Consider the following 17,353-nt stretch of genomic DNA (forward strand, 5'->3'; position numbering starts at 1 on the left):
CCCGGCCGGTCATATAGAAATGAGGTGCCACAGACGTTGAAAGCGCTAATACAAACTGTCGCGGCGGATCTGGACGTACAGTCTGTTCTGTCCGGAATTCGCAAAGGGATGCGCGAGCAGATGATATCCGGACTTGCCGGCTCTTCCCGCCAGGTGTTGATTGCAGCCCTGGAGGAGGAAATCGAGCGTCCGATGCTCGTTGTCACTCATAATATGTTCTCCGCGCAAAAAATAGCGGAGGATCTGCAGGAATGTCTGTCACCCGACAAAGTGCTGCTGTACCCTGCGAACGAACTGGTGGCCGCGGAGGCGGCGATATCGAGTCCAGAGACGCTGGCGCAACGAATGGACGTCCTGATGAAGCTGTCCCGCGGTTACCGCGGGATTGTTGTCGTGCCGTTTTCGGGCGTACGGCGGTATCTGCCCATCGGTAGCGTCATGGCGGATGCGCAGATCGAGCTCAAAATCGGCGATACGATGGCGCTGGAGGATTTCCTGCGTCGTATGACCTCGCTTGGCTACGTTCGCGCCGACCGCGTCGAGGCGAAGGGCGAGATGAGCGTTCGGGGCGGGATTGTCGACTTCTTCCCGCTCACGGCGCCGCAGGCTTGCCGGATCGAGTGGTTCGGCGACGAGATCGACTCCATCCGGACGTTCGAACCTTCCGAGCAGCGCTCGCTGGATCGGCTGGATAGCTGCGTCGTGCCGCCATGCCAGGAGATTATCGCGGACGCGGAGCGCATGGCCAGAGCCGCGGACCACGCGGCGGGGCTGCTGGAGCGCCAGCTCGACAAGATGACGGATCGAACCGCCAAGGAACGGCTGCGCGCCGAGATCGGCGGCGAGATGGAGAAGCTGCGGGAGCAGGTTTATTTTCCGGAGATGTATAAATATATATCGCTGTTATATCCGGAACGGCAGACAATCATGGACTACATGCCGGAAGATACGCTGCTGGTACTAGACGAGCCTACGAGATTGATAGAAACGTCCAAGCAGCTCGAGCGCGACGAGAGCGAATGGTCCGTCCATCTGCTGCAGAACGGCAAGTCGCTGCCAGGGCTTGTCCTGGCCAAGGATACGGAAGAGATTTTGCATCATCGTCCCTTCCCGACGCTGTTCCTGTCATTGTTCCTGCGCCAGGTGCCGCATTCGCAGCCTCAGAACATCCTGAATATGACGAGCCGTTCGATGCAGAATTTCCATGGGCAGATGAATGTACTGAAGTCCGAGATGGAGCGGTGGAAGAAGATCGGCGCCAAGGTCATGATGTTGGCCGGCGGCGCGGAGCGGATGGAGAGAATGCGACGCGTGCTGGATGATTACGGCATCGAAACGCCGATTATGTTGGAGGGCAACCTGCAACAGGGCTTTGAGCTGCCTTCGTCGCATCTGGTCGTCATTACGGAAGGCGAGATGTTCTCGCAGAAGCAGCGCAAGCAGCGCAGGATGGACAAGAAGCTCGACAATGCCGAGCGGATCAAGAGCTACACGGAGCTGAAGGTCGGCGATTACGTCGTTCACCATAACCACGGCATAGGCAAATACGTCGGTATCGGCACGCTCGAGATCGGCGGCATTCATAGAGATTATCTGCACATTATTTACTCGGGCGGCGACAAGCTTTCCGTGCCGATCGAACAGGTCGACATGATCCAGAAGTACGTCGGTTCCGAGGAGAAAGAGCCGAAGATCAACAAGCTTGGCGGCACGGAATGGACCAAGGCAAAGAGCAAAGCCCGGGCATCGGTGCAGGATATCGCCGACGACCTTATCAAGCTGTACGCTCAGCGGCAGTCCACGCCGGGTTATGCCTTCGGCACGGATACGACGTACCAGCAGGAATTCGAAGCGATGTTCCCGTACGACGAGACGAGAGACCAGCTTCGCGCGATCGATGAGATCAAGAAGGACATGGAGCGGGAGCAGCCTATGGACCGCCTCTTGTGCGGCGATGTCGGCTACGGCAAGACGGAAGTGGCCGTGCGAGCCGCGTTTAAGGCGGCGATGGACAGCAAACAGGTCGCCGTGCTTGTGCCGACGACAATACTTGCCCAGCAGCACTACGAGACGTTTCGCGAGCGCTTTGTGGGATATCCGATCAACGTCCAGGTGCTGAGCCGTTTCCGCTCGCGGAAGGAACAGAACGAGACGATCAAAGGGTTGAAAAACGGCACGGTCGACGTCGTCATCGGGACGCACCGGCTTTTGTCGCAAGATATTATATTCAAGTCGCTTGGCATGCTGATCGTGGACGAAGAGCAGCGGTTCGGCGTGTCGCATAAGGAGAAGCTCAAGAAGCTGAAGACGAATGTCGACGTACTGACGCTGACGGCGACGCCGATCCCGCGGACGCTGCATATGTCGATGCTCGGCGTGCGGGATCTGTCCGTCATCGAGACGCCGCCCGAGAACCGTTTCCCGGTTCAAACGTATGTGGTCGAGTACAGTCCGGCCCTTGTGCGGGAATCCATCGAACGGGAGCTGGCGCGCGGCGGACAGGTGTATTATCTGTACAATCGCGTGCAGGGCATCTACCAGATGGCGGAGCAGATTAACGCGCTTGTTCCCGATGCCAAGGTGTCGGTGGGCCATGGGCAGATGTCGGAGCAGGAGCTGGAGAAGACGATTCTCGACTTCCTGGACGGCGAGTCCGACGTGCTTGTCAGCACAAGCATTATCGAGACTGGCGTCGACATTCCAAACGTCAACACCCTCATCGTGCACGATGCGGACAAAATGGGGCTTTCCCAACTGTACCAGCTGCGCGGACGTGTGGGCCGGTCCAATCGGATCGCCTATGCTTACTTCACGTATCAGCGGGACAAGGTGCTCACCGAGGTGGCGGAGAAACGGCTTCAGTCCATCAAGGAGTTCACGGAGCTGGGCTCCGGCTTCAAGATTGCGATGCGCGACTTGGCCATTAGGGGAGCGGGCAATCTGCTTGGCGCGGAGCAGCACGGCTTTATCGCGTCGGTCGGCTTCGACATGTATTCGCAGATGCTGGCCGAGGAGATCGCGAAGCGTAAAGCGGAGATGACGGGCGAGGAAGTCAAGGTGCAAAAGGAAGTGGCGACCGCGATCGATATCAGCGTCGACGCTTATCTGCCGTCGGATTACATCTACGACAGCATCCAGAAGATTGAGATCTACAAGAAGGTCGCCTCGGTTAGTTCATTCGAGGAGTGCGACGATCTGATCGACGAGTTGGTCGACCGCTTCGGCGATCTGCCTCAGGCCGTCAGCAATCTGATGTCCGTAGCGCGCCTGAAAATATATGGCTCGATCTGCGGCATCGAGCTGATCAATCAAAAGGGCGACGACTTGATCTTTAGGCTGGCATCGCCGATCGGCGGCAAGATGGCGCGCAAGGCTGCAGACCAGCTTTGTCTCAAGCTGGAGAACCGGTTCCGGCAGAGCGCAGAGCAGGAGACGCCGCCGAGCATTACGCTGCGGGGCAAGGGGCTGAACATGGAGCAGAAGCTTCATTGGTCCGAGAAGTTCTTTGAGGGCTACAAGGATATCATCGCGCCGAAGGAAGTACTGCAGAATGCGACGTCATAGGTGTAAATTCGCTTTTGTTGTCCCTTTTCTGCTACAATACTCGTATTGCAAGGTTCATAACGCGAAAGGCGAAAGGGGATTCAACATGTTGCAAAGTTCACGCAAGTCGGCATGGCGCAGAAGCGCGCTGCTTACGGTTGCGGCGGTGCTTGTCATGACGATGCTAGCGGCATGCGGCGGCGGCAATAAGGGCGAGCATACCTTGGAGTTTAAGGGCGTAAGCGAGGGAGAAGTTGTCGCTACGTACAAGGATGGCAAGGTCACGCAAGCGGAGCTCGACAAGTATTTGGCGATCTTTGGCGTAACGCAGCCATCGTACGAGCAAATTATCACCATCCCGCAATTTCAGGAAATGATTCTCGAGCAATACGTTTCTTATAAGGTGCTTGCTGGCCAAGCCTCGGAAGAGTCCTTGAAGAAGGCTCGCGAGGACGTGGACGCGCAGCTGAAAGAATATAAGGAATATCTGAAGACGGACACGGCGCTCGAGGCGAAGGTTAAGGAGAAGAAAATCTCCGATGACGACATGTCTACGTTCCTTATGCTGACTTCGGCAGTCGTGGCGCACGTCAATTCCCTTGTAACAGAGGATGATATCAAGAAGGCGTTCGAGACTGCGCAAGCGGACTATGCGGTATCAACCGTACGCCATATTCTTGTGGCGACGACGGAGCAGAATCAAGAAACGGGCGAGACCAAAGAGGTTCGCAAGGATGAAGAAGCGCTGGCTCGCGCCAATGAAGTGAAGGCGAAGCTGGATGCCGGCGGCTCGTGGGACGAGCTGGCGAAAACATACTCCGACGATCCGGGCTCCAAGGATAAGGGCGGACTGTACGAAGAGGCGGAAGGCGGCAAGTGGGTACCGCCGTTTAAGCAAGCCGTATTCGAGCAGGAGATCGGCAAGATCGGCGACCCTGTAAAATCCGACTTCGGCTATCATGTCATTGTCGTCGAAAAACGCGACGTCAAGACCTATGATCAGCTGACAGAAGAGCAGAAGGAACAAGTGAAAAGCACGGCGGCTTACACATACATGGAGAAATTCATGACCGACGAGATGCCGAAGCAAGAGCTCAAGATCACTCTGCCTGAACCTGAGCCGACGGAAGGCACAGAAGAGGGAGCTGAAGGAGCGGAAGGCGCTGAGGATGGCGAAGCGTCCGCGTCTCCATCGCCTTCGGCCACGGACAGCAAGTAACGCCCGCGGGATAGAGTTGCTGTATCTCTATTCCTTCCGGCTATCGAGTACCATATAAGCTGTAGCGCAAAAATGCGGCAACGGAGTATCAAACCGGCCTGCATGACAAGAATCCCAGTCGACGAACGTGTCGGCTGGGATTTTTGTGTTGATCATTTTGCCATACGTACTCTTGCTCGGAATGACGAAACGATAGTGTCTATAGAAGGACGCTGCAGTCATTGCGAGTTATTGCAGGTCATTGCAGGTCATTGCAAGCCATGAAGAGAATAAAGGGGAAAACGCCCTCTATTATCGCCTCTATACCGGATTTTGTGGCTTTAAAGGGAAATCTTCCCTCTATTCTCCATCCAATTGACGTCTGTCCTCTAGTCCACTTGATTTAGAGGGAGAGTTTCCCTCTAACACTTCGAAAAACCGAAAGGGCAGTCAACTAAAGGGAGCTTTTCCCCTTATTTACAACATAAGCATTAAAAGTTTCCGAGCTTGCCTTAGAATTTCGTATTGGCGCTAAAACCTACCACTTGTTTCCGAAACGGCTTTGCTTTGCAAAGCTGGAGGTCGCTCATCTTCAGACCTGCGACGTTATTCGTGAGAAATCCAGGCAAACCGCGGACTTTTGCCCATCATAAGGACTGTCAGTTCCATTAGATTTGCGAAGTGCTGATTTTTGCCGAAATAACGCCTTCCATTTCCATTGCAGTGCTCCCGTTCACTTCTTACCGGACACTTGCGCAATTTTACCTCTGCACAATTAATAGACAGCCGCAGTCAGCAATCTGATGTCCGTAGCGTGCCTGGAAATATATAGCTCGATCTGCGGCATCGAGCTGATCAATTGAAGGGCGACGACTGGGTCTTAGGCTGGCATCGTAATTTAATCGGGAGGTTTGAGCGACTTTGTTATCGTTTGAGGTTAGCGGCAGGTCGAGGCAGGCGTTGTCACAGATCGTTTCGATTCGCTGTGATTGTGATCACAGGTTGGGGGAGGCATGGCATCTATACTTGAAATACAGGAAAACATCCTTGCGCTACGCATTGTCTGTATTTCCCGAAATGAAACGCGCCGCGCCGCCAGTGTAGCGACAACCGTTTCACCTTGGAAAAGGCAATACGAACCGACCAGACCATACAGAATGAGATTCTTAATCCTATATCCATAATGGAGGAGATTATTATGCTGAATCAACAAACTATTGCGGTCATTCAATCGACAGTGCCCGTCCTGAAGGAATACGGAACGGCGATTACGGGGCGTTTCTACGAGCGGATGTTCGAAGCGCATCCCGAGCTGTTGAACCTGTTCAATCACGCTAATCAGAAGCAGGGACGTCAGCGGGAAGCGCTGGCCAATGCCGTATACGCGGCGGCGCTGCATATCGATAAGCTGGAACAAATCCTGCCTGCCGTTCGGCACATTGCGCAGAAGCATCGCAGTCTGGGTGTCAAACCGGAGCAATACCCCATTGTAGGCCGGCATCTGCTGGCAGCCATCAAGGAGGTATTGGGAGATGCGGCGACGGATGAAATTCTCGAGGCTTGGGCTGATGCTTATGGCGTTATAGCCGATGTCTTCATCAGCGTGGAGCAGTCGATGTACGAACAGGCTGAGAGCCAGCCGGGCGGCTGGGAAGGATTCCGGCCCTTCGTTGTCGACAAGAAGATCGTCGAAAGCGATGTAATCACTTCGTTCTACCTGCTGCCTCGGGATGGAGGCGACATCGCTTTATTCGAGCCGGGACAATACGTCAGCGTAAAGATCGACCTGGAGGGCGACGAACATACTCATCTGCGTCAGTACAGCTTGTCTGATGCTCCTGGCAAGCCGTATTACAGGATTTCCGTAAAGCGGGAAGGAAGCCTTGCGGGCAAGCCGTCGGGCAAGGTGTCGGGCAATCTGCATGATCGTGTTGCGGAGGGAGACGTATTGTGGTTGTCGGCGCCGGCGGGCGAGTTCAAGCTGGAGATCGAAGGAGAAACGCCAGTTATGCTGCTGAGCGGCGGCGTGGGGCTGACTCCGATGGTTAGCATGGCGAATACGCTGGCTGAGCGTCAGCCGAATCGCAGGGCGGCATTCGTGCATGCCGCGCTGAACGGCAACACGCATGCGATGCGGGATGCCATGCTTCAACTGCAGGAGAAAAGCCCGGGGCTGTCCGTGCATTACTGCTACGCGGAGCCGACGCCTGAGGACCGGGAGCTGGAGCGCTACGACAAAGAAGGAGTCATTGACGCAAGCTGGCTGAAGACGCTGTTGCCTGATCCCGATGCCGTCGTCTATCTGTGCGGTCCCGTGCCGTTTATGAAGGCTATGTTCGGGGCGCTGCAGTCGATCGGCGTAGCAGAGTCGCGGATCCACTACGAATTTTTTGGACCGGCGGGGAGTTTGGCGCAAGAAGATTTACTTGCTCCCGCCGGATCGAAGTAGCCGATTGACGGTTTCTCGGCGAAGTCCGATAAATTGCCCTATCTCGTCTTGCGTCAATAGCTCGGAGATCGGAATAGGGCCTGCGAAGCTCGCGAGCCACTCCTGCAGCTTGCTCAGCTTCTCGGCCGGCGAAGTTCTCGTCAACTGGTCGATGCGCTGCTGCATGAGGCGGAGCCGGCTCTGAAGCAGCAACGCAATCTCAAGCGCCTTCTCTGGATGCGCGGCCAGATCGTCGTACCACTCCCTGGATGGAATCGTCTCGAGCTCGCTCGTCATCAGTGCGATAGCCGTACCATGGTAGGGCTGCTCGGATACGAGCGAGTGATGAGGAATCACTTCTCCTGCCACAATTAAATTAACGACAATCATATGGCCGTCCTCGTGAACGCGGACGATCTTAAGCAGCCCGCTCTTGAGTCTAAAGAGCGGGCCGTTGTCGCCTTGTCGGAACACGGTCTCTCCCTTATGAACAATCATGCCCTCTCCCCCTTCTTCTGAATGTTTGCTACGGCTAAGATATCGCTATGACCGTTAGATAAGTTTCCAAGCGTGCTTTGAATCCAAAATTTTTATTGGGGATAAAGCCCAACTAATGCTTCCGAAGCGGCTTTGCTTCGCAAAGCTGAGGGTGCTCATCTTCGAGAGGCCGAGGGTAGAGGTTTTCTTGAACGACAGGTTGGAATGTCTAACAGACACCAGGAGGCTGTCGATTCATTGTGAGTAACTGAAATTCCATATTCCATCCCCCCCGAACCCAGGTATAATGGAAAATATACTTGGGCCGGGGGTTTGTGCTGTGTTGAATAGACGTGTGCGTTACAAAGAGTTCGATCAAATGTCTTTTGCAGATATGATGGTATACTCCAAGCTTCCTGAGCATCCTTTTTGGAGTCACTTAGAGAAGAAGATAGACTTTTCTTTTGCAGATTCACTGTGCTCCGTGCTCTACTCGGGGCGCGGACAGCACCCATATGCGCCCTCACTGAAGCTTAAAGTACATCTCATTCAGATATACTACGGTCTTTCCGACCGCCAGGTGGAAGAGCGCATAATTAGCGACTTGTTCATCAAGCGTTTCTTAGGCTTGCCCGTCGACTTCTTTGGGTTTGATCACAGTACGATTGGCTTGGACCGCTCACGTATGGGTACCGCCATGTTTAAAGCCTGCCACTTCTACATTCTTGCCCAAATGTACAGCCATGGCCTTTGGGGCGATCACTCGGAGAAATGGATCATCGACTCGTTTGCCTCAAATCCCGCACTCTCCAAGCCGCGCACCTATCGCTTGATTCAACATGCTATGATCCGGGTCCTTCAACATTTAAAACGTAGCCATCGTGCGATATACCAACTCGCACTCGCTTCGGTTGAGACCGATGGACTCTACGCTCGTACCTCCGTACAACCATCTACTGCTGGTCACATGCTCGCTTTCAGCAAGTTGGTGGCACAAGCTTATGGTTTGCTTCAATGGTTTCAACTCGAGGATGTGTCTGCTTTGTTGCAAAAAGAACTCACGGAAAAAGAGCGCGAGACTTCTCAGCATTTGCAACGCATTTTGCAGGACATATTAGAGCAGAACAGCAGACCTGTACCGCCGACTGATGGCGACCCGATTGACTCTGCGCGGAACCAAACCGAACAAGAGATTGTGTTTGAAAAAATCCCGAGCCATGAAAGAACAAAGGATCGTCTTATGAGCGCTGTTGACCCGCACGCTCGAGTCGGGAGAAAGAATACATCCACCGTCACATGTGGCTACAAACTACAAAATTTGTGTGGGACCAGCTCCGTTGTGCTGAATGTGAACGTCGTGCCTGCGAATGAACATGACAGAGAAGCTATGTACGCGATGGCCAAAGATGTACAAAGCTTTTTCGAAATTTCGCCACGCGCCATGTTAGGTGACACCGCCTACGGCCACGGGTTGCAGCGCACTATGCTTGCCACTATTGGCATCCCTGTAGTAGCCCCTGTCATCCTGGGCAGTAACCCCTCAAAGGGATACGACCTCGCCCGATTTAGCTATGACAAGGAAAAGGACTGCTACACTTGTCCGAACGAAAAGGATACCGTAAAAAAGCGTCATATTCCTCAAAGCAGCGGTTGGCAATACTATTTTGAAAAGACAGACTGTGAAAGTTGCCCCTTACGCTCGGCATGTACAACAGGAAAAGCAGAGCGCCGGGTATTTCACAGTGACTATTATGAAGTGTACGAGGCTGCCAAGGATTACAACGCTACGATAAGCGGCAAATTAGATCGTAAACAGCGCATGCTGGTTGAACGAAAGAACCAAGAATTGAAGAATGACTGTGGTTTAGAGAGACCCTTAACGAAAAGCCGAAAAGCGTTGCAGCTTAAAGGTTACTTGGCTGCCATGGTCGTTAATTTGAAACTCACGTTGAGGAAGCTACTTCCTCAAAGACCTGGGTTTATTCGACGTCGAAATGCCATTAGTTACTAAGTAGAATCCGACTCCTCAGCCCTCCGATTATCCCACTCAGCGGTTCCCTCCAGCACACAATTGCCCCATTCCAGCACGCAACTCGTTCTTATCTACAGTGAATAGACAGCCTCTATGCGTCCGTTAGATTTTCGAAAACCCCAAAAATTGAAGAATAGCGTCATTTATGTCCGATAGGCAGTTGGGCTCTATTGCAGTCGTCTTAGCTTATTGTAGATGTCGACTCGGGACTAATCAACCACTATTTCCGATTGAAGTTGTTGACTGTATTTGTAAAAAGTGATATCATAAACATATCAAAAAGATATAGAGGTGAAGGCGATGAGGGAGAAAAAGGGATTTTGCGTAAGCGGGTATTTGGCACTCTTGTTGGCTTTGGTCGCGGCAGCGGGCGGTGGGTGGCTATTTGTAACGGAGTTGATGAAGGACACATCATCGTATGGGCTTGTCGCAGTCGGAGCAATTCTGATTGTGCTTGCACTCGTGGGACTATCCTCGCTGGTCATCGTTCAGCCGAATGAGGCCAAAGTCATTACCTTCTTCGGCACCTATGTCGGAACTGTCGTGGAGAGCGGGCTGTGGATGGTGCTGCCGCTGTCGACGAAATCGACCATATCGTTGAAAGTGCGGAATTTCAACAGCCAGAAGCTCAAGGTTAACGATGCGGAAGGCAATCCGGTCGAGATCGGCGCCGTCATTGTTTTCAGAGTAGTGGATACGGCAAAAGCGTCGTTCGATGTCGACCACTACGAGAGATTCGTGGAAATTCAGAGCGAGACGGCCATTAGACATATTGCGGCACAATATCCTTACGATACGTTCGAGGATGCAAGTACGGTGTCTCTTCGCGGCAATGCGGACGAGGTGGCAGCCGAGCTTTTACGGGAGTTGCAAGAAAGACTGGATGTAGCAGGTGTACAGCTTCGCGAGACGCGCATCACTCATCTGGCCTACGCGCCGGAGATCGCCAGCGCGATGCTGCAGAGACAGCAAGCCATCGCCATCGTGGCAGCGCGCCAGAAGATCGTGGAAGGCGCGGTCGGCATGGTCGACGCGGCTCTTCGCCAGCTTGAGGATAACGGCATCGTGCTGGATGACGAGCGGCGCGCGGCGATGATCAATAATTTGATGGTGTCCATCGTATCCGACCGGGCGGCCCAGCCGGTTATTAATACGGGATCGCTGTATAGCTGAGGATCGTCGGGATGGCTAAGGAGAAGAAGGCGTTTCCCCTGCGATTGGATCCGGAGATTCATCGCGCGCTGGAGCAATGGGCCGCGGACGAGTTTCGCAGCGTAAACGGGCATATTGAATTTCTGCTCAGGGAAGCGTTGGCTAAGGCGGGTAGATTAAAGTTGCCGGGCCGTGATACGAATAAGTAGGAAGTTCGACACAGGCGGATAGGACGACTCGCAGCTCAAGCGGCTGCGAATCGATCTATCTGCTTTTTTCGTGTAATGTTCGTGTTATATATTATCTCGGGATCAGATGGGGCTTGAGGGGGCGATACTAACTTGAATCCCCTGAACGATTATCAAATTCAATTATGTGAGTTAATCTTACATAATATTGATTGACATGTATCTATAATTAGCAATTTGAACGCAAATATAATATTTATGGAAATTTTAATGTAAACTATGTTGACACAACTAAAACCACCCCACTATAATTGAGCACAGGAGCGAACATTGGGAAGCTATTCCAGTCAATCGTTCGGAAAAGAGAGACAAATACTTAGGAAATGGGGAGTGGAGAGATGAGAAAAGGCTTGTTTTACCAATTTTCTTTGCTGATTGTGGCGGTTAGTATGGTGCTGGCGGGATGCGGGGCGAATAATGAACCAGCTTCATCGGGCACGAACGCACCTCAGGAGTCAAGCGCATCAGGGGGTTCTGACAACGGTGAAATCAAGGTAGGCATTCTTCATTCTCAGAGCGGCACTATGGCGATAAGCGAGACCTCGGTCATCGACGCTGAGATGATGGCCATCGAAGAAATTAATGCAGCAGGCGGGGTACTGGGCAAAAAAATCGTTCCGGTGCTTGAGGACGGCGCTTCCGATTGGCCGACCTTCGCAGAGAAGGCACGCAAGCTGATCTCCGAAGATAAAGTCGCGACGGTATTCGGCGGTTGGACATCCGCGAGCCGCAAAGCGATGCTTCCGGTATTCGAAGAGTTGAACGGCTTGCTCTGGTACCCTGTTCAGTATGAGGGACTGGAAGCTTCTCCGAACATCTTCTACACGGGAGCGACAACGAACCAGCAGATCGTTCCGTCGGTGACGTGGCTTCTGGAAAACCGGGGCAAGAAGGTATACCTGCTGGGCTCCGACTACGTATTCCCGCGTACGGCGAACCTGATTATCAAGGAACAGCTCAAGGCAGAAGGCGGCGAGTTGGCGGGCGAAGAGTACACGCCGCTTGGCCATACAGACTACAGTACCATTATTAGCAAAATCAAGGCGGCCGATCCGGACATCGTATACAACACATTGAACGGGGACAGCAATGTAGCATTCTTCAAGCAGCTTAAGGACGCCGGCATTACCGCCGAGGATATGACGACATTGTCGGTATCGGTGGCGGAGGAAGAAATCCGCGGGATCGGGGTAGACGTGCTCGCAGGTCACTTGGCGGCATGGAACTACTACCAGACGACAGATACGCCGACCAACGCGAAGTTCGTGGAGAGCTACAAGGCGAAGTATGGCGCGGATCGCGTAACGGCGGACCCGATCGAAGCGGGCTACACGGCGGTATACCTCTGGGCCGCGGCGGTCGAGAAAGCGGGTTCGACGGATGTTGCAGCCGTTAAGGAAGCAGCCAAGGAGCTGGAGTGGGACGCTCCGAGCGGTAAAGTGAAGATCGACGGCGAGACGCAGCATATCTACAAAACGGTCCGAATCGGCGAGGTGCAAGCAGACGGGCAATTCAAGGAATTGTGGAATTCGGGAGAGGCCGTCAAGCCGGATCCATTTTTGAAGGGCTACGAATGGGCCGCAAGCATTCAGCAGTAAGGCGTTGCTGCAAGGGCCGAATAACATGACGCCGGGATAAAGAAGCGGCTTGGTGGGTAGGAGAGGAAGTGTTCGAGCGAAGCAATATCGAATGCTTCCTCTTCCTGCATCATGCCAGCTAAGGCCGCCGGGGGAGCGATGGGATGGAACTCTTCATATTGCAATTGTTCAACGGACTTAGCATAAGCTCGATTCTGCTGCTCGTGGCGCTTGGTCTCGCGATTACCTTCGGATTGATGAAGGTCATCAACATGGCGCACGGCGAGCTGATTATGATCGGAGCGTATGCCACGTATTTGACGCAAAATCTGTTTCTCGACTATATGCCGGCATCCATGTTCAATTGGTACTTCGTACTCGCGATTCCAGCAAGCTTTGCCATCGCATTCGCGATCGGGCTGGTGCTCGAGATGGGATTGATCAGGTTCTTGTACGGCCGTCCGCTCGACAGCTTGCTGGCGACATGGGGCGTGGGCCTCGTGCTGCAGCAGCTGGCGCGAACGATCTTCGGCGCTCCGAACGTCGCGGTCAAGAGCCCTGCTTGGCTGGACGGGGGGATGCAGTTCTTTGGAGGAACGCTGCTGCCGTACAAACGGTTGTTCATCATCGCGCTTGTCATCGCTTGTCTCGTCGCGATGTATGTGTACATTTACCGCAGTCTTGAAGGCCGGCGCATGCGCGCCGTCATGCAGAACCGCGAGATGGCGGCTTGCCTTGGCGTGTCGACCAGAAGGGTGGACGCCATGACATTCGCGATCGGCTCCGGCATTGCGGGTATTGCGGGATGTGCCCTGACGCTTCTCGGACCTATCGGCCCGTCGCTCGGCACTTATTACATCGTGGACGCATTCATGGTTGTCGTACTGGGAGGCGTCGGCAAGCTGGTGGGTACGGTACTTGGGGCGACCGGCATCGGCATGTTTAACACCCTATTCGAATATTGGACGAATGCGTCGCTCGGCAAGGTGCTTGTGTTCGTATGTATCGTCGCGTTCCTGCAATGGAAGCCGTCAGGGCTTGTGGCGATGCGGACTCGCTCGCTGGATTGATGACCGGTATACGAGCGTAACAAGGTGAACCGGCTTCGTCGTCCTTTGGCGGTGAAGCTTTCAAAAAGTTCGGGTTTCATGACCGGGAATAGGTGGAATGCGATATGCAGCTTACGCGTATAACGGGAAATCGATTATGGATATTGGGGGCTTATCTGGTTGCGGCCGCAGCTCTGTTTAGCGCTCCGCTCGTATTCAGCGACTTCAGGCTGAATCTGCTTGCGAAATTTTTGGCCTTCGCGATTGTTGCGCTGGGGCTTGATCTCATATGGGGTTATACCGGCATTCTCAGTTTAGGCCACGGCATCTTTTTCGGTCTCGGCGCCTATGCGATGGCTATGTACCTGAAGCTGGAGGCCAGCGGCGGCAAGCTGCCGGACTTCATGGGGTGGAGCGGGCTCAAGGAGCTGCCGCTTTTCTGGATGCCATTCGAGAATTTCGGCGCGGCGGTGGCGCTCGGCATTCTCATACCCGCGCTTCTGGCGCTGGGACTCGGATACTTCACGTTCCGTAACCGGATTCGGGGCGTATACTTCACGATCCTGACGCAGGCGCTTGTCATTATTACGACGACGCTGCTCGTGGGTCAGCAGGCGTTCACTGGGGGAACGAACGGGGTGACGGGCTATTCGACGCTTCTCGGTTATTCGCTGGCGTCGCCGGAGACGAAACGAGTGCTCTACTGGGTAACGGTAGCAGTATTGATCGGCATTTTTATTATATGCCGTTATTTGACGGGAAGCCGGTTCGGCAAGGTGCTTCGCGCCATCCGCGACGGCGAGAACCGAGTTCGGTTTATCGGATACAATCCGGCGGTGTATCAGATGGTTATTTTCACTGTATCGGCGGCTATCGCGGGGATCGCAGGCATGTTATTCGTGTTGCATGTCGGCATTATCTCCCCGTCCATGCTGGGCATTGTGCCCTCCATCGAGATGGTGCTGTGGGTCGCGATCGGCGGCAGAGGTACTTTGATCGGGGCGGCGCTCGGGGCCATTCTTATGAACTGGGCCAAGAGCGAATTCAGCACCGCATATCCCGAAGGCTGGTTGTTCTTTATGGGCGCTATGTTCGTTATCGCCGTTGTGTTTTTGCCGAAAGGCGTGGCGGGATTGTTCCAATGGAGGGGCAAGGATAGGAAGAAGTGGCTGCCGGCGTGGGCTCGCGGCTCCGGCGGGAAGCTGAGGACCGGAGAGAAGGAAGGCAGCGTGCCGCAAGGATAACAATCTAGGAGGGACCGGGAATGGCGAACAAGGGAGCGGCAATTCTGGAATGCGAGGACGTGACGGTCGAATTCGACGGCTTCAAAGCCGTGCAAGGGATGAATTTACAGCTTCAGAAGGGCGAACTGAGGTTCCTTATCGGTCCGAATGGGGCGGGCAAAACGACGATGCTGGATGTCATCTGCGGCAAGGTAAGGCCGTCGGCAGGGAGCGTTACATTCGGCGGCAAGGTTGATATTACGCGAAAGCACGAGCATCAGATCGCGGAGCTTGGCATAGGCCGGAAGTTCCAGGCGCCATCCATCTTCAAAGACATGACGGTTATGGAAAATTTGGAGATTGCCATGAGGCAGAAGCGAAGCGTCATGGCTACGTTGTTCGCGCGAATGAACAGCGAGGATGAGGGGCGGCTGAATGGACAGCTGTCGATGATCGGACTCTCATCGAAGGGGTCATGGCGCGCGGGCGGTCTGTCGCACGGCGAGAAGCAATGGCTGGAGATCGGCATGATGCTGATGCAGGAGCCGGAGGTGCTGCTGCTCGACGAGCCGGTGGCCGGCATGACCGACAAGGAGACCGATAAGACGGGGGAGCTGCTGCACGAGATTGCGCGAGCGCGCTCCGTCGTCGTAGTCGAACACGATATGGAGTTTGTCCGCAATTTTGCCAGCAAGGTGACGGTCATGCACGAGGGCAAACTCCTGAAGGAAGGTTCCATGGAGGAAGTGCAAGGCGATGACCGCGTGGCGGAAGTATACCTGGGCAGGAGGCGCGAAGAGCATGCTAGCCGTTCAACAGCTTGAGTCGGGTTATGGAGAAAGCGTCATCCTGAGGAATGTCTCGCTGCGTGTCAAGCCAGGTCAGGTCGTCTGCCTGATGGGGCGCAACGGGGTCGGCAAGACAACGCTGATGAAGAGCATCATGGGATTGCTTAAGGCTCGCGGGGGCGGGGTCAGCTATAAAGGCGTAGACTTGACGAAGAAGGCGCCGGGCTTCCGGGCGAAGAGCGGGATTGGTTATGTGCCGCAGGGGCGGGAGATTTTCGGCCAGTTGTCGGTGTACGAGAATCTGCTGCTGGGACTGGAGGCTTCACGGTCAAAGGAAAAGACAAAGGGAGAAGTTATTCCGCCCGAGGCAATCGAGAAGTTCCCGGTGCTGCCGACGATGTACGAGCGGCGCGGCGGCGATCTGAGCGGCGGGCAGCAGCAACAGCTGGCGTTCGCGCGCGCCTTGGCTTCAAAGCCGGAGGTGCTGCTGCTCGATGAGCCATGCGAGGGTATACAGCCTTCCATCGTCGACGATATCCGAGACGTCATCCGTTCCATCAAGGAGGAGGGCCATACAGCCATACTGCTGGTGGAGCAGAGTCTGGACTTCGTAAAGAGCGTCGGCGATTATTTTTACGTGCTGGATAAAGGCGCAATCGCATGGGAAGGCGATCTGGCGGGGCTGGACGATGATGTGATTCGCCAATATTTGACGGTGTGACCGCGCACGCGTCCGCTCGAAAAACGCATTCATCCCCCGACTTATAGAAGATCTGAGTTTCTTGGGTAAATTGGATGAAGATATTGCAAGAGCCTGATCCTGTAAAGGGTCGGGCTCTTCGGGTATCTGCGGTATGGTGCCGTTGAATTGGATTGGCAGGGGGAGGCTGGAGACGTGCATAAGAATTTGGGAGCAGTTGAATACTATGGTCAGATTCAAAATATTACGATGAAGGGTACTCCCTTCTAAAAGGTAGCTGGATCGGTGGAGCGAACCCATCACGGCGCAATAATTTTCCAGCAAAGACTGGCATCCAGTGTATTCAAAATCTTCTAGTGAAAGCGGGGCAACAAGAAATGAAAGCAACTGGAATTGTACGACGCATCGATGATCTTGGTCGTGTGGTGATTCCGAAGGAAATCCGCCGTACGCTGCGTATCCGCGAAGGCGATCCGCTCGAAATCTTCGTGGATCGCGACGGAGAGGTCATCCTGAAAAAATATTCCCCGATCGGGGAGCTTGGCGACTTCGCCAAGGAGTATGCGGAATCGCTGTACGAAAGCACGGGCCATGTCACGCTGATCTCCGACCGGGATACGATCATTACTGTAGCCGGCGCATCCAAGAAGGAGCTTCTGGACAAGCCGATCGGCTCCGCGCTCGAATCGTGCATGGACAATCGCAAGACGATGACGGAGGCGAACGGCGGCAATTACGAGATCGTAAAGGACGTGCAGGATACGTACACCTCCTTCGTTATTGCTCCGATTATCGCCGGGGGCGACCCGATCGGCTCGGTTGTACTCCTCAGCAAGGACGAGTCCGTAAAGATGGCGCAGATGGAGACGAAGATGGCGGAGACGGCCGCGGGCTTCCTTGCGAAGCAGATGGAGCAGTAGAGGGCTATTTAGGCCGTA

The 17,353-nt window shown here is 54.3% G+C and carries 13 protein-coding genes; 12 read left to right on the top strand and 1 reads right to left on the bottom strand.

All coding sequences use genetic code 11. The features are described 5' to 3' along the window. Positions 1–36: 36 nt before the first annotated feature. From mfd to hmpA, 3 genes are all read left to right on the top strand, one after another. The gene (mfd, locus tag KJW29_RS27995; RefSeq protein ID WP_246608410.1) at positions 37–3,564 is read left to right on the top strand and encodes a transcription-repair coupling factor; all 3,528 of its coding nucleotides are present in this window, start codon (positions 37–39) and stop codon (positions 3,562–3,564) included. A gap of 85 nt (positions 3,565–3,649) precedes the next feature. Further along, entirely contained in the window at positions 3,650–4,762 is a 1,113-nt protein-coding gene (locus tag KJW29_RS28000) for a peptidylprolyl isomerase (protein ID WP_214627126.1), read from the top strand. Between the two features lie 1,177 nt (positions 4,763–5,939). Further along, on the top strand, positions 5,940–7,190 hold the full coding sequence (hmpA, locus tag KJW29_RS28005) for an NO-inducible flavohemoprotein (protein ID WP_214627127.1): 1,251 nt from the start codon (positions 5,940–5,942) through the stop codon (positions 7,188–7,190). On the opposite strand, the gene KJW29_RS28010 is transcribed toward hmpA, so the two are convergent. Then, on the bottom strand, positions 7,164–7,667 hold the full coding sequence (locus KJW29_RS28010; RefSeq protein WP_214627128.1) for a Crp/Fnr family transcriptional regulator: 504 nt from the start codon (positions 7,665–7,667) through the stop codon (positions 7,164–7,166). The two genes, hmpA and KJW29_RS28010, sit on opposite strands and share 27 nt — an antisense overlap. A gap of 319 nt (positions 7,668–7,986) precedes the next feature. Between KJW29_RS28010 and KJW29_RS28015 the strand changes: the two genes are divergently transcribed. The 9 genes from KJW29_RS28015 to spoVT all read left to right on the top strand — a co-directional run bounded on the left by KJW29_RS28015 (position 7,987) and on the right by spoVT (position 17,335). Continuing rightward, positions 7,987–9,657, top strand: a complete 1,671-nt coding sequence (locus tag KJW29_RS28015; RefSeq protein WP_246608411.1) for a transposase — start codon at positions 7,987–7,989, stop codon at positions 9,655–9,657. A gap of 321 nt (positions 9,658–9,978) precedes the next feature. Beyond that, a complete protein-coding gene (locus KJW29_RS28020) occupies positions 9,979–10,851 on the top strand; it encodes an SPFH domain-containing protein (protein ID WP_214627129.1) in 873 nt (290 codons plus the stop codon). Positions 10,852–10,862: 11 nt separating this feature from the next. After that, positions 10,863–11,039, top strand: coding sequence for a type II toxin-antitoxin system antitoxin (locus tag KJW29_RS28025; protein WP_143810390.1), 177 nt, complete (start codon positions 10,863–10,865; stop codon positions 11,037–11,039). A gap of 428 nt (positions 11,040–11,467) precedes the next feature. Beyond that, on the top strand, positions 11,468–12,676 hold the full coding sequence (gene urtA / locus KJW29_RS28030) for an urea ABC transporter substrate-binding protein (protein ID WP_087571243.1): 1,209 nt from the start codon (positions 11,468–11,470) through the stop codon (positions 12,674–12,676). Positions 12,677–12,819: 143 nt separating this feature from the next. Beyond that, positions 12,820–13,725 carry an urea ABC transporter permease subunit UrtB gene (gene urtB, locus KJW29_RS28035; RefSeq protein ID WP_214627131.1) on the top strand — a complete coding sequence of 302 codons (906 nt, stop codon included), beginning with the start codon at positions 12,820–12,822 and terminating at the stop codon, positions 13,723–13,725. A gap of 104 nt (positions 13,726–13,829) precedes the next feature. Then, entirely contained in the window at positions 13,830–14,948 is a 1,119-nt protein-coding gene (urtC, locus tag KJW29_RS28040; protein WP_214627132.1) for an urea ABC transporter permease subunit UrtC, read from the top strand. Positions 14,949–14,968: 20 nt separating this feature from the next. Next, the gene (gene urtD, locus KJW29_RS28045; protein WP_108994820.1) at positions 14,969–15,751 is read left to right on the top strand and encodes an urea ABC transporter ATP-binding protein UrtD; all 783 of its coding nucleotides are present in this window, start codon (positions 14,969–14,971) and stop codon (positions 15,749–15,751) included. Beyond that, positions 15,729–16,436 (top strand): urea ABC transporter ATP-binding subunit UrtE, encoded by a 708-nt coding sequence (gene urtE / locus KJW29_RS28050; RefSeq protein ID WP_214627133.1) that lies wholly within the window; start codon positions 15,729–15,731, stop codon positions 16,434–16,436. Before urtD ends, urtE begins: the two co-directional genes overlap by 23 nt. 356 nt (positions 16,437–16,792) lie before the next feature. After that, the gene (spoVT, locus tag KJW29_RS28055; RefSeq protein ID WP_087571201.1) at positions 16,793–17,335 is read left to right on the top strand and encodes a stage V sporulation protein T; all 543 of its coding nucleotides are present in this window, start codon (positions 16,793–16,795) and stop codon (positions 17,333–17,335) included. Positions 17,336–17,353: the final 18 nt, after the last annotated feature.

The organism is Paenibacillus agaridevorans (genome assembly GCF_018604145.1).
Classification (GTDB): Bacteria; Bacillota; Bacilli; order Paenibacillales; family Paenibacillaceae; genus Pristimantibacillus; species Pristimantibacillus agaridevorans.

Coding starts and splice junctions, on each gene's coding strand:
- urtA (WP_087571243.1), top strand. CDS start 11,468: ATGGTGCTGGCGGGATGCGGGGCGAATAATGAACCAGCTTCATCGGGC.
- urtE (WP_214627133.1), top strand. CDS start 15,729: ATGCTAGCCGTTCAACAGCTTGAGTCGGGTTATGGAGAAAGCGTCATC.
- spoVT (WP_087571201.1), top strand. CDS start 16,793: ATGAAAGCAACTGGAATTGTACGACGCATCGATGATCTTGGTCGTGTG.
- urtD (WP_108994820.1), top strand. CDS start 14,969: ATGGCGAACAAGGGAGCGGCAATTCTGGAATGCGAGGACGTGACGGTC.
- KJW29_RS28020 (WP_214627129.1), top strand. CDS start 9,979: ATGAGGGAGAAAAAGGGATTTTGCGTAAGCGGGTATTTGGCACTCTTG.
- hmpA (WP_214627127.1), top strand. CDS start 5,940: ATGCTGAATCAACAAACTATTGCGGTCATTCAATCGACAGTGCCCGTC.
- KJW29_RS28000 (WP_214627126.1), top strand. CDS start 3,650: ATGTTGCAAAGTTCACGCAAGTCGGCATGGCGCAGAAGCGCGCTGCTT.
- urtC (WP_214627132.1), top strand. CDS start 13,830: ATGCAGCTTACGCGTATAACGGGAAATCGATTATGGATATTGGGGGCT.
- urtB (WP_214627131.1), top strand. CDS start 12,820: ATGGAACTCTTCATATTGCAATTGTTCAACGGACTTAGCATAAGCTCG.
- KJW29_RS28025 (WP_143810390.1), top strand. CDS start 10,863: ATGGCTAAGGAGAAGAAGGCGTTTCCCCTGCGATTGGATCCGGAGATT.
- KJW29_RS28010 (WP_214627128.1), bottom strand. CDS start 7,667: ATGATTGTTCATAAGGGAGAGACCGTGTTCCGACAAGGCGACAACGGC.